Raw genomic sequence first — 13628 nt, 5'->3', positions numbered from 1 at the left:
TCCTATCGATGCATGAATTCGGGTGAGGAGAAATAGAGCGCGTTCCATTCGGCCGGGGAGCGGGCCTGGGCCAGCGCGTCCAGCGTGGGCTTGCCGATCGTCCTCAGGCGCGCGGTCAGGACGGCCATGTCCTTCAGGACCGGCGGCGGGGAGGGTGGGGGCGGGGTGCCCGGCGCGGCGTCGGGGCTCTGGAACAGCCGTGCCGCGCCGCCGCCGATCTGGCGCGCAATGTCGAACCGGGTCGCCATCTGCCCCGGCGCGGACCAGCCCGCGCTGGTCAGGTCATAGCCGTCGGGCGTCTCATGGTCGTAAAGCCCTTCGCCCATCTGGCGGATCCAGCCGACGACCGGCTGCGCATTGGTGACGATGCGGTCGCCATAGGCCAGCCGGACGGCGGACAGCGTATAGCCGACCGGATCCTTGAACCCGCTGCCCAGCGAGCCCGAGAATTCGCGCGAACGGATCATCGTCTTCAGCACCGCCGCGATATCGCCATGGGACCGGCGGAAGGTCGCCGCCATCCGGTCGACCAGCGCGGCCGGCGGATTGTCGCCCATGAAATAGGTCGCCATCTTCAGCGAGACGTGATGCGCGGTCGCAGGCGCCTCGGCGATCAGGTCCAGCGCCTGTTCGACCTCGGCAAAGCCCGATCCCTTGATCTCGTGACCCAGGAAATGCTTGGTGCCGAAATCGTGGCGGGCGGGATTGAACTCGAACAGCCCGGCGCGGAGATAGAGTGGCTGCAATTCGGGTTTCAGCTTGGGCGCGTCGGGCTTCTGGTCGACGCCGACGCCGGTCAGGATGCGCGCCAGTTCCTGCACATCGCCCTGCGTATAGCCGGAGCCGACGCCCATGGAGTGCAACTCCATGATCTCGCGCGCGTAATTCTCGTTGATCTTGCCCTTGGCATTCTGGTCATTGTCCAGATAGCGCAGCATCGCCGGGTGCCGCAGCGTCGCCTCCAGCAGGTCGCGGAAGCGGCCGAGCGCATGAGCGCGGATCGTGTCCTCATAATCGCCGACCATCGCGCGGATGTCGCGCTTGCCCGCCTGGACGTTGAAATGGTTGAACCAGAACCATGTCATCCGCTCGCGAAGCTGGTCGGGCGCATAGAGGCCGCGCAGGACGAAGCGTTGCCGCGCCTCGTCGGCCAGCACGTTCAAGCTTTTCTGATAGGCTTCGCGCGCGGCCTTTTTCCGATCGGGATCGGTCAGCAGATTGGCGTCGCGTTGCAGCGCGTCGGTCTCCACCACCAGCGCGGCGACGGGCTCGCGGCTGATGCGCATCGCATCGATCTGCGCCTGGACCTCTGGCGGCAGGGGGGCGGTCGTGTCATCGAGCTGCTGCCGCAACCAGGCATCGCTTCCCGGAGCAGGACCATCGACGGCCCGCGCCGACGGCCCCCAGCCCAGCCGCTCGGCCCAGGCGGCGTCGCGCGCCGGATCGGCGGCCTCCGCCGATACGCTCGCCATCAATGCCGGGGTCAGTAATATCCAGGAAGCGATACGCGCCATGCCTCGCCGTCCATCCTCGCCCGGCGCCGACCGAGCGGGCGTGGGCTTCTATGGACCCAATGTGCGGTATCGAGGCTGAACGCCAACTTGCCCGGACATGAAAAGCGCGTCAGCGGGAGGCCATGAGGGTGTGACGTTCCTCCGCTTGCGGCGGAGGAAACGCCGTCACTTGGGCAGTTTGCATCCCGCAGGCCGAGTGACCGGGTTGCAGCGCTCCATCGCTCCGCCGGGCAGGGTGACGGTGAAGCCGCGCTGCCACGGACGGCTCGGCGCGCCGGGATAATAGTCGGTCGAGACCGCCTGCGCCCCGCTGTCGATCGCGGCCTGCTGGCGGGCATGATCGTTCGTGCGGGCCTCGACGGTGTCGGCATCGCTGCGGGTGCGGACGATAAAGCCCTGTTGGACCCATTGCCGGATCGTCCCGGCCCCGGTGCGGGGATCGCCGACGATCTCGACCGACGCCTCGGGCTGATCGGTGTCGTACCATCCGAAGATCGGCCGTCCCTTCAGCGAGGGATGCCCCGCGCGATAGCGGTCGGACACGTCCGAAGGTGTATCGAGCACGAACCAGATCTTGCCCCGTGCGCTCTCCAGCATCGGCCACCCCTTGGTGGTTATGGCCTCGCGCAAGGTCGGCGCGGACCCCCGCACATCGTCGGGGGTGATGATCCGGCCGGGCTTCAGCACGTCGCGGATTTCGGCATCCAGCGCGTCGAGCAACGGCGCGGTCAGCGGCAGCGGATCGGTGACGCCGGGCTTGTTGATCGGCCGGTCGGCGGCGTTGATCGTCACCATGATCGGCAGGTGGCGCGGATGCGCGCGCGACCAGGCATCGATCTGGCCGATGCACTGTTTGAACGTGCCGCACGAGCGATAGTCGACCTCCGGGATGTGGAAGACCTTGAAGCCCGGCTTCATCATCGCCGCCCGGTCGAAGCCCGCGGCCTCGCCCGCCGCCCTGGCGATCGCCTCGCCCTTGGGGTTGGCGAAACGCCCCCCTTCGGGATCGGCGAAGATGTCGATCTCAAGCTGGCGCACGCCGCGATCGAGCTGCTGCGCCAGCGTCAGATGGTCGTAATCGAGCGCGGCGGCCAGCTTCGGGTCACGACGTTCGAGTTCGGCGAAGACCGCAGGGGCGATCCGCTTCTTATAGCTGTTGTGCGAGCCGACGACCTGGATGTCGTTCATCCGCAAAGGGGCTTGCGGCGCGGGGGCGGCGGCGGTCGCGAGGACCGCCGCCAGCGCGAAAAGCGACTTCGCCATCAGAACTCCGCCCGCACGCCGAACAGGATCGTCCGGCCATAATAGTTGATCTCGCCAAAGCGTTGCTTGCTGTCGTTATAGGTGTCCTGATGCGCGCCCGCGAGGTTGATGCCCTCCAGGCTGAGCGTCAGATTGTCGGCGGCGCGTACCGACAACTGCCCGTCGAGCGAGCCGAAGGCGGCGACATAGGTTGGGGCCTGCACCGTGCTGCCCGTGCTCGACAGATATTTGTCGCGCCAGACATAGGAGAGCCGCGCCGACAGCGGGCCCTTGTCGTAGAAGCCGACCAGGTTGAAGCTGTTCTTCGACAGGCCGATCATCTGGTCCTTGATGGTGCGCGAACCCGCCGTGTAGTCGGCCTTCACCTCGGTATGGGTGTAGCTGCCCTGTACGCCGAAGCCGTCGAACGGCGCGGGCAGGAAGGTGAAGACCTGGCTATAGGCGGCCTCCGCGCCATAGACCTTGGCATCGCCGCCGTTCACCGAGCTGGACAGGCGGACGATGCCGCGGCCCGGAATGTTGATCTCGGTATTCGACTGGGTGATGTAATCGTCCATCGCCTTGTAGAAGACCGCGCCCGACAGCATCCCCGAGGGCGCGAAATACCATTCCAGCGACCCGTCGAACTGGGTGGCGAGGAAGGGGACGAGCTGCGGGTTGCCGCCGCTGGCGGTCGCCGCGTCGGTCGACACGGTGATGCGCGGCGCGGTGTCGGTGACGTTGGGGCGCGTCAGCACCCGGCTGGCGGCCAGGCGACCAACCAGCTTGGGGGTCAGGTCGGCGCGCAGGTTGAAGCTGGGCAGGACGTTGTTGAACGTCTTGGGATAGCTGACCGGGGTGGCGGTGGTGCCGCTGGTCAGCGTGCCGCTCGCCACCTGATCGGTATGGACGTAACGGACGCCGAGATTGCCGCTGACCGGCACCTGCCCCGCATCGAACTGGTAATCGGCGCGGACATAGGCGGCGGCGATCTTTTCCGTCACCACGAAGGACGAACGGCGATCGCCATTGGTGATCGGCTGGCCCTGGATGGCGGGGGTGAAGAAATTGCCGACATAGGCCTGGGTCACGGGCACCAGCCAGTTGCGGAAGGCATTGCCGCTGACGCCCGACAGGAAGTCGTCATAGGGTAGTTGCTGATAGGCGCCTGCGCCCAGGCTGGTCAGTGGCTGGTTGGTGCCGGTGTCGATCAGGTAATCGCGGCGGAAATAGTCGCGCTTGCGCCAGTGATATTCGCCGCCCGCCGCCAGCTTCGACAGGAAACCGTCGAAATCATGGCCGATGTCGAGCCGCGAGTAGAAGTCCCAGTCCTTGCTGTCCTTGGGCGCGATGTTGAACTGGTACAGCTTGTAATTGGCGGGGTTGGTGACGTCGACCGGCGTGGTCAGGGTCGGCATGGTCTGATAGCCGCCGCTGGCGTCATAGGTCAGCGGCGCGATGAAATAGGCGCGGCTGCGCACCGTGCCGGTCCGGTAATCGGGATGATAGCTGTGCGCGGCCGACCAGTTGACATTGGCGGTGACGTGCCAGCGATCCGGGTTCCACGCCTGTTTCAGCCCGATGGTGATCAGGTCGTGGCGGTTGAGGCTGTATTCGCGCGACGCCATGAAGCGGGCATTGGCGATCGTCGCCTTGGTAATCGTGTCGCCGACGACGGTATAGCCGGGCTGGAGCACCGTCGGCAGCTGCTTGACCCCGCCGATGGTGACGTTGTTGTCGTCCGGGTAGATGTCGAGGCCGAACTCGTCATAGGCGACGTCGAGCCGCGTCGCGACCACGTCCAGCGTCGTCTGAAGCTCCGGGGTCGGTTGCCACTGGGCCGAGACGATGCCGGAGATGCGCTTGCGATCCTCGGTCTCGACGGTCGGACGGGTGCGGGTCGGCGAATAGAGGCCGGCCGGCGCCCCGCCCCGGGCGGGGTCGGTATAGCGATCGGTCAACCAGCCGAAGTTCATGAAGCGGTCGTTGCGGACCGTCTTGCCCCAATATTGCGCGCCCGCCAGGATGCCGAAGGTGCCGTCGGTGCTCCGGGCGCTGGTCAGGACGGTGACGTTGGGACGGACATCCTTGGTCTGCGTCGTGTAGGTGCCGCGGATGTTGACGGTCGTCTTGTTGCCGACCTCCAGCGGGTGGAAGGTCTTGACGTCGATATTGCCGCCCAGCGCGCCCTCGCTCATGTCGGCGGTGGGCGTCTTGACCACGTCGATGCTGGAGGTGAATTCGGCGGGCAGCATCTCGAAGCGGAACTGCCGACCCGCCGCGCCGCCATTCTCGATCAGGTCGTTCAGCGCGATGGTGCGGCCGTTCATCAGCGTGTTCTGGAACTGCGGACCCAGACCCCGGACGCTGACATACAGGCCCTCGCCGCGCGGGCGGGTGATCGCGACGCCGGGCACGAGTTGCAGCGCCTCGGCGACGTTCTGGGTCGGGAATTTGCCGATATCGGTCGAACTGATCGAATCGACGCCATAGGCGGCGCGGCGCTTGGTCTCGATGCCTGCCGCCAGGCTGCGCGCATAGGTGCCGTTGACGACAATCTCGGCACCTTCGGCGTCGCCGTCATCCTGCTGTGCGGCCTGCGGCGCGGCGGCGGTGGCCGCACTCACCTCCTGGGCCAGGGCCGGGCTCGCGAGCGGTCCCGTGACGAAGACGAGCGTAACGGACGCCTTCAACAGGCTGCGAACGGTAATCATGAATAGGGTCCCCCATCGGCTGTCTTGCCGGTTCCGGGGGGCGCGTTAGGGGTACTCGGTGTCAGCTTGGCGTAAAATTGATGACATATCGATGAAGTCGGTCAAATCGACCATCAATCAGTCATTTCATGATCAATGTTGCTGGCATGGGATCAGGCGCGGGCGATACCGGGCATGGGGGCGGCGGTGACCTGGGGGCTGATCCGCCCGATGGTCCGCGCAGTACGCTCGGGGTCACGCAGCAGGATACGGCCTGATTTCCACATCAGTTCACCGTCGCGCCGCGCCTGCTGGATCATCCGGTTGACGTGCACCGGGGTCAGCCCCAGCGCATCGGCCAGCATCTCCTGGGTCAGCGGCATCTCGAAACTGCCGCTCATGGTCAGCCCCGCCAGCGACAGTCGCTCATAGATTTCGAGCAGGAAGTCGCTGATCCGTTCCTGTGCGTTGAGGCGGCCGAGCTGGACGACATGGCCGAGCAGATAGGCCTCGTGCAGCGCGTCGCCGATCGCATAGGCCTGGGCCAGTCCCGATCCGGTCGGGGCGGCGGGCGCGACGCAGACCACGCATTCGGTCAGCGCGACGACCGTGGCGGAGGCGATGGGCATGTCCTGATGCACGTTGCCGATCACTTCGCCGGGCAGATAGAAGCTCATGAACTGGCGTCGCCCATCGGGCAGGACGCGCACCCGCGCCGCCCACCCCTGAAGCACCAGCAGCGGCTCGGCGACCGGCCGGCCGAACGTCAGGAAGGTATGGCGCACGGGATAGGTGCGGGGATTGGCGGCAGCACCGTGGAGCAGCGCGATGTCCGCGCCGTTCAGCGTCGTCAGCGAGGACAGGCGGCGAATCGCCGCCGCCGACAGGCCGTCCGGCATATCGGGTTCCATGGTCATCGAGACAGAGGCGGAAGAGGCGGGAAAGGCAGTCATGCGCGTCCTTTTTCGGGCATCAACGCACCGATCGCGCGGATGAAGCGATCGGCCTGAAAGGGTTTGGCGACGATCGGAGCGGAGCGATAGGCGACCGGAAGCGCCCATTCGTCATAGCCGGTCAGGAAGGTCCATGGCACGTGGCGCGCGGACAGGCGGTCGGCGATCTCGAAGGCGCGCTCGCCCGCCAGATTGACGTCGAGAACCGCGGCATCCAGCGCCTGCGTCTCCGCCAGGTCGAGACCTTCCTCCAGGGTCGCCACCGGGCCGATCACGATCGCCTCCGCCGCGCGCAAGGCCCGTTCCAGGTCGCGGGCGATGAAATACTCGTCCTCGACCACGAGGATGCGTTTATCGGCGAGTGGCGAATGACCATTCATCCCTCGTTGCTCCGGTTGGGTGGATCAGCGTCTTCAGCATTCAATGGTAACGATATCACGCATAGAACGCCGCCGCCGCGAAACTCCAATCTCGTCCGCGCGCCCAGCCCATAAGGCAGCGCTTCGCGGATCAGTTCGGTCCCGAATCCCTGACGTACAGGCAGGACCGGCATCGCTGGTACACCTGTTTCATCCCATTTTACAATCAGTTCGCATTTGCTTTCTGACGCATGTTCGACGTGCCAGGCGATCGAAAGCCGTCCGCCAGGGTGGCGAAGAGCTCCGTATTTCAGGGCATTGGTGGTCAATTCATGCATCGCCAGCCCGATCGACTCGGCCGTATCGGCGGGCAGCGCCACGTCCGGCCCGCCGATCGACAGCCGTTCATCCTCGATGGCGCCGACCCCCAGTAGCTCGTCGCGGATGAGGTTTTCCAGGTCGACCCGGCCCGACCGTGTCTGGGTCGCGACGACCTGCGTGCGCGCCAGGGCGTCCAGCCGTCCGCGGAAATGATCCGCGATCTCGTCGATCGGCCCGCCGCTCTCGACCGTGCGGGTGAAGATCGAGCGGACCACGGTCAGGATGTTGCGTACCCGGTGCTGCAACTCGGCGACCAGTGTTTCCTGGCGTTCGCGCAGGCGGCGCAGATTGTCGATGTCGGTCGAGGTGCCGAACCATTCGACGATCCGGCCATGATCGTCATGCACCGGGGTCGCCACCGTCTTGAACCAGCGATAGCGCCCGGTCTGCTGGTGGCGGATCCGCCCCTCCATCGCCAGATCGCCGCGCCGGCCCGCCTCCGTCCAGAAGCGGAGCGCGGCGTCGCGGTCGTCAGGATGCACCGCCGCCAGCCAGCCATGGCCCAGGCTCTTTTCGACCGACAGGCCGGTCAGCGCCACCCATTGCGGGCTGGCCCAGGTCCATTGGCCATCCTGCGTGGCGGTCCACACCAGTTGCGGTATGCCCCCGATCAGGGTGGACAGTCGCCGCTGGCTTTCGCACAGGGCGACCTCGGCCCGCTTGCGGAGCAGCGCCTGCACGATCGCGGGGGCCAGTTCCTCGGCGATGGCGCGTTCGCGTTCGGTGAAGCCGGTGGGGTGATTGCCCAGCGCGACCATCGCGAACGTCTCGCCATCGCGGCGCAGCGGCACGCCCAGGAAATTGTGGAGCACCGGATGCCCGTCGGGCAGGCCCACCCGCGACGGATGGCTGGCCGGGTCGTTCACGATCACGCTCCGGTCCTGCAGGATGACCTGCCCGAAAATACCGTGAATCTGCAATTCGTCGGGAAGCTCATTTCGGCTGAAATCGGGATCGCCGGCATGATAGCTCGCCCATCCCCGTTCGCTGATCGCGATATGGTCCAGCCGGTCATGCGAGGTGCGCCGTTCGCCGAAGAAGCTGAATTCGGCGCCGGTCAGATCCTCGGCGACCGTCAAGCACAGTTTCCCCAGTTCCTCCTCGGTCGAAGCGCTCAGCGCTTCCTGGAGGATACGGTTGATCCCGGCCAGCACATGCGCGTCGCGCAGGCCGGCCGCCCCGGAACTCCCCGGTTGCGGCGTCGGGGGGACAGCTTGTCCATTGAGCGTGGCCAGATCGTTCATGCGTTCAAAATCCCGATCGTTTCCAACGATCCCGGACGGCGCGGGCTCCCAGATACACACGAATTCGGATTCAGTGGCAAATGGGGCGCGGAGGTTTCCGACTGGCGCCTCTCGCCTCGGCGTGTCGGGGAAGGTATGGAACCGGCGGTTGCCATTTCATCTCGGGCCGATGCCTCACCCCATGCCGTTCCCCGTCCCGCTCCCCCGGTTTCCGCTCCACCGGTTCGTCGCCCGGACGATGATGCTGTGGCTCGCCGTCCTGCTACTCTCCGGGCAGCAGGCGCAGGCGCAGGGCGATCCGGTGAGCGACTCGTCGAACAGGATCGCGCAGGCCGAGCTGGACGTCCGCGCGGTCGACCGCGCGCTCGACGCCCAGGTCGATGACGGCGATCGTCGCGCCTTGCGGGACCGCGCGCAGGGCGCGCAGGACGCCACGACCCAGGCGGTCAACACGCTGACCGAGCAACTGGCGCTGGTCAATGCGCGGATCGCCGGGCTCGGCACCGTGACCCCCGGCGAGATCGAGGCACCCGAGGTTCGTGCCCAGCGCAAGACGCTGACCGCGTTGCGATCAACCCTCGACGCGGCGATCAAGCGCGGGCGGCTGGCGAGCGTGGAGGCGGGCCAGCTTGTCGACGAGATCGACCGCGGCCAGGCCGAGCAGTTCAACCAGAAATTGTCGTCCAAGGTGCCGTCCCCGCTCAGCCCCGCCTTCTGGAGCATCGTGCTGGACCAGGCGCCGCGCGACCTGCGTCGGGTCGGCCTGTTCCTGCAACAGGGCGGCGAGCAGGTGTCGCGCCAGTGGCGCGGCGGCATTCCGTGGCATGCGATGCTGGGCTTCGCGCTGGCGATCCTGTTGCTCGGCCCGGTCCGGCTGGGCGCGCATAGGCTGGTGCAACGGCGGCTGATCGCGGAGGCCCCGCCCAGCCGGGTGCGCCGTTCGGCCAACACCTTCTGGCGGGTCGCGGTCGGGACGCTCTGTCCGCTCGCCGCGGCGTTCGTCTTCGTCCAGGGGCTGCGCTGGTCGGGCCTGTTGCCGCAGCGGTGGAGCGGCTTTCTCGACGGTTTCGTTTTCGCCTCGGGCGTGGCGGGATTCACCGCAGCGGTGACCGGCGCGGTCCTGATGCGCAGCCAGCCATCCTGGCGGATCGCGCCGATTGACGACGAAACCGCCAACAGCCTGCGCCCGCTGTCTTGGTTCCTGACGCTGCTGACCTTCAGCACCGCGATCATCGGGTCGTTCGAGAGTGCGATCGGCAGCAGCCGGAGCGCGCTGGTCGCGACCCAGGCCACCGAGGCGCTGCTCCATCTGATGCTGATCGTCGCGACGCTGGTCGTGCTGGGCCGGTTGCGCGCCCGGCGGGCCGAAGGCGAAGAGGTGGAGAATGCGGGGGTCAGCGCGGGGTTGAGCGTGGCCACGCTGGTCGCCTGGATCGCGGTCGGCGTCGCGGGACTGGCGCTGGCGATCGGCTATATATGGTTCAGCTGGTTCGTGGCGATGATGATCGGGTGGACCGTGCTGCTCGGCTCGGCGCTCTATCTGATGCTGGTCGCGGCGGACGATATCGCCACCACGGTCTTCGTACGCGACAGCAAGGTTGGCATCACCCTGACCCGGGCGCTCGGCGTGCGGGGCAGCATGGTCGACCAGTTCGGGCTGGTCCTGTCGGGGCTGGTCCGGCTGGTCCTGGTGCTGGTCGTGCTGGGCCTGCTGCTACGCCCGTTCGGGGCGAGCGGCGATCCGGGGGCGATCTTCGATCAGGTCGCCAGCGTCGCGGACGGCATCAAGATCGGCAATGTCTGGATTTCGCCCGGCGCGATCCTGCGCGGGCTGGCGGTGCTGTTCGTCGGGCTGGGGCTGGTCCGCGCCTTCATGCGCTGGCTGGAGCATCGCTATCTGCCCGCCACCGATCTCGACGGATCGGGGCGCAATTCGGTCAGCCTGGTCGCACGCTATATCGGCATCGCGCTGGCCGTCATCTGGGCACTGGCCTCGCTGGGCATCGGGGTGGAGCGGATCGCGCTCCTGCTGTCGGCCCTGTCGGTCGGCATCGGTTTCGGCCTCCAGGCGATCACCCAGAATTTCGTCTCCGGCCTGATCCTGCTGGCGGAGCGGCCGATCAAGATCGGCGACCTGATCCGCGTCGGCACCGACGAGGGCGATGTGAAGCGGATCAGCGTGCGATCGACCGAGATCGAACTGGCCGACCATTCGACGCTGATCGTCCCCAATTCCGAGCTGATCACCAAATCGGTGCTCAACAAGACGCTGGCCGCGCCGCTCGGGCGCCTCCAGATCCAGTTCTCGGTCCCGATCGAGTCGGATGCCGACATGGTGCGCCAGATCGTGCTCGACTGTTTCACGGCCGAAGCCGCGGTGCTGGCCGATCCGGCCCCCAAGGCCCTGATCGACTCGATCGCCGACGGGCGCATCCACTTCAACTGTCTTGCCCATGTCGACAGCCCGCGCGCGGCCTATGGTACGCGCAGTGCGGTCCTGTTCTCGCTCCTGGCGGCGCTGCGGGGCAAGGGGATCGAAATCGGCACCCCGCCCCAGAAGATGGAATTGATCCGCCAGAGCAGCGGATCCGCGCCCTCCGCCCCGGCCCGGGGTGACGAGGATGAACCGAACATGAAATGAACAAGTCCGGCTGGGTCATGAAAGCGTAACACCAGCTTCTTGGACAATCCCTATCCGCGCGGCCAGCGACGACCGGAAGGTCGATCGGGGGATAGGGATAATAACCATCATGAAGACCAATTTCGTTCGCGCGACCCTGCTGGGTGGAACCGCGCTTCTGACCGTCGCGGCGGCGCCTGCGCTTGCCGCCGACGCCAAGCCGGTCGATCCGGTCACGCCGCCCGCCACTGCTGCCGCGGCCGCCGATCCGGCGCCTGCGGCCGGTCCGACCGAGGAGCCGGGCCAGTTGCAGGACATCGTGGTGACCGCCACCAAGCGCGAGACCAGCCTGCAAAAGACCCCGATCGCGATCTCGGTCATCGATCCGACCGTGCTGAAGGACCGTCACGTCCAGAGCCTGCTCGACCTGGCCGACGGCACCGTGCCGTCCTTGCGCGTCGCCACCTTCGAGGCGCGCCAGTCCGCGCTGACCGTCGGCATTCGCGGCATCGTGCCCTTCGACCAGAACCAGACCGCGCGCGACACCGGCGTCGGCGTCTATATCGATGGCGTCTATATCGGCCGCTCGCAGGGCCTGAACGCCGCGCTGTTCGACATCGAGCGCGTCGAGGTGCTGCGCGGGCCCCAAGGCACGCTGTTCGGCCGGAATACCGAGGGTGGCGCGCTGTCGATCGTGACGGCCAAGCCGACCGGCAAACTTGGCGGCGCGCTGACCGCCGGGTTCGGCAATTACGGGGCGTACAACACGGCGGCCCATCTCAACCTCCCCGAATTCCACAATATCTCGATCAAGCTGGACGGCGTGATCCAGCACCAGAATCCGTTCGTGAAGAACCCGCTGCCCGGCAGCATGGGCTGGGGCGCGTTCAACCGCGTCGGCGGCCATGTCGCCGCGGTGTGGAAGCCGGTCGACGGCTTCTCGGCCGAACTGTCCTATGACCAGGCGAAGGACGAGAACACGCCCTTCTACAGCCAACTGGTCAATTACAACCCGCGTGGCCTGCCGGTCGCGACGATCGCGCAGATCAACGCCAATGGCGGCAAGCTGCCCTCGGGCACCATCGCCCCCCTGTCGCCGCTGGTCGTAGTGTCGGGCGACAACCGCATGAAGACCGCCGATATCGGCGTGCCGCAGCAATACAGCCTGGACCGCACCCATGGCTTCTCGGCCAAGCTGAACTATGACGTCGCGCCGGGCCTGGAGCTGCGCTCGATCACCGCATGGCGCGGCGTTTCGACCGACCAGTGGGACAATTCGGGCGGCGCGCACCGCACCGTCTTCCTGCCGAACGGCAAGTTCAGCCGCTACAGCCTGTCCTTCATGCAGCAGCACCAGTTCAGCCAGGAATTCCAGGCGGTCGGCAGCCTGCCGCAGTTCGATTATGTCGCCGGTCTCTATTACTTCACCGAAAACGCCCGCGAAACGGCGGCGACCCCGTCGACCAACCAGTGGAATGCGGACGGCACCGGCTACACCATCCTGTCGCAGACCGCGCTGGGCACCATCACCTCGGGCAACCAGGGCTGGGCACCGGGTTCGTTCCTCTACCAGCGCGGCAGCTTCGCGCGGGCGTACAGCTATGCCGCCTTCGCGCAGGGGACCTATACCCCGGCGGGCTTCGACGCCTTCCACCTGACGCTGGGCGGTCGCTACACCCACGACAAGCGCAACGGCACGCTGTATCTGGTGCAGGGCAAGTCGACCAACTTCCCCTTCACCTTCGACAACAACCGGTTCGATCCGATGGTGACCGCGGCGTTCGACGCGACCGACACGATCCACCTCTATGCCAAATACTCGACCGGCTACCGCGCGGGCGGTGCCAACGACCGGTCGCAGACCTTCGCCGCCTTTGGTCCCGAAGCGGTCAAGTCCTATGAGATCGGGTCGAAGATGGACCTGTTCGACCGCCGCGTTCGCCTGAACCTGGCCGGATACATCATGGACCGCACCGGCACGCAGATCGACTTCGACAATGTCGACACCAATCCGTCGAGCCCGACCTACAACCTGCACACCGAGGAAACCCGCAATGCGCCGGGTAAGTCCAAGATTCGCGGGATCGAGGCGGACGTCACCACCAACCCGGTCGAGGGGATGACGGTGGGCGCGTCCTATGCGTACACGTACACCAATGTTCCGGCGACGCCGAACCCGTTCCTGAACAACGCGCTGACCCAGGTGTTCGTGGTGTTCACGCCGCGCAACGCCGCCTCGGCCTATGTCGATTACGAAGTGCCGCTGCCGGGTTCGGAGGCCAAGGTCCGCTTCCACCTGGATGGCAATTATGCCGATCCGGTCTACAGCTTCCAGAACGAGACGACGCGCACCGACAAGAGCTTCGTCATGAACGGTCGCATCGCGCTGGCCGATCTGCCGCTGACCGGGAACGGCACCAAGATGACGGTGTCGCTGTGGAGCCGCAACCTGCTCAACAACACCTATATCTATCGCCGCTCGGCCGCGAATGCGGCGACGCTGGGCGATTATGCGAACTTCAACCCGCCCCGGACCATCGGCCTGGAGGGCACGGTTCGCTTCTGATCCTGACGTCCCAATCCCCAACTCAGCGGGTCGCCCTTCGGGGCGGCCCTTTTTTG

The 13628-nt window shown here is 66.4% G+C and carries 8 protein-coding genes; 2 read left to right on the top strand and 6 right to left on the bottom strand.

Annotated elements, in window-relative coordinates; genetic code table 11:
• Positions 1-2: 2 nt before the first annotated feature.
• The 6 genes from ABDV78_RS04625 to ABDV78_RS04600 form a co-directional block, all read right to left on the bottom strand.
• On the bottom strand, positions 3-1514 hold the full coding sequence (locus ABDV78_RS04625; protein WP_343526069.1) for a DUF1800 domain-containing protein: 1512 nt from the start codon (positions 1512-1514) through the stop codon (positions 3-5).
• Between the two features lie 165 nt (positions 1515-1679).
• Positions 1680-2777: a phosphatidylinositol-specific phospholipase C1-like protein gene (locus ABDV78_RS04620; RefSeq protein ID WP_343526068.1), complete on the bottom strand. Its 1098-nt coding sequence runs from the start codon at positions 2775-2777 to the stop codon at positions 1680-1682.
• Positions 2777-5470 carry a TonB-dependent receptor gene (locus ABDV78_RS04615; protein ID WP_343526067.1) on the bottom strand — a complete coding sequence of 898 codons (2694 nt, stop codon included), beginning with the start codon at positions 5468-5470 and terminating at the stop codon, positions 2777-2779. The genes ABDV78_RS04620 and ABDV78_RS04615 overlap by 1 nt, the downstream gene beginning before the upstream one ends.
• A gap of 152 nt (positions 5471-5622) precedes the next feature.
• Entirely contained in the window at positions 5623-6366 is a 744-nt protein-coding gene (locus ABDV78_RS04610; protein ID WP_343526066.1) for a Crp/Fnr family transcriptional regulator, read from the bottom strand.
• Between the two features lie 32 nt (positions 6367-6398).
• On the bottom strand, positions 6399-6782 hold the full coding sequence (locus ABDV78_RS04605) for a response regulator (RefSeq protein WP_343526064.1): 384 nt from the start codon (positions 6780-6782) through the stop codon (positions 6399-6401).
• Complete coding sequence (locus ABDV78_RS04600) at positions 6779-8386, bottom strand: GAF domain-containing protein (RefSeq protein ID WP_343526063.1); 1608 nt, start codon at positions 8384-8386, stop codon at positions 6779-6781. The genes ABDV78_RS04605 and ABDV78_RS04600 overlap by 4 nt, the downstream gene beginning before the upstream one ends.
• 181 nt (positions 8387-8567) lie before the next feature.
• Between ABDV78_RS04600 and ABDV78_RS04595 the strand changes: the two genes are divergently transcribed.
• Both ABDV78_RS04595 and ABDV78_RS04590 read left to right on the top strand, forming a co-directional pair.
• Positions 8568-11027: a DUF3772 domain-containing protein gene (locus ABDV78_RS04595; RefSeq protein WP_343526062.1), complete on the top strand. Its 2460-nt coding sequence runs from the start codon at positions 8568-8570 to the stop codon at positions 11025-11027.
• A gap of 109 nt (positions 11028-11136) precedes the next feature.
• Entirely contained in the window at positions 11137-13572 is a 2436-nt protein-coding gene (locus ABDV78_RS04590; protein ID WP_343526061.1) for a TonB-dependent receptor, read from the top strand.
• Positions 13573-13628: the final 56 nt, after the last annotated feature.

The organism is Sphingomonas sp., assembly GCF_039594485.1.
Lineage (GTDB): Bacteria > Pseudomonadota > Alphaproteobacteria > Sphingomonadales > Sphingomonadaceae > Sphingomonas.
Note: the sequence above shows the minus strand (reverse complement) of the source record. Positions and strands in the feature narration are given on the sequence as shown.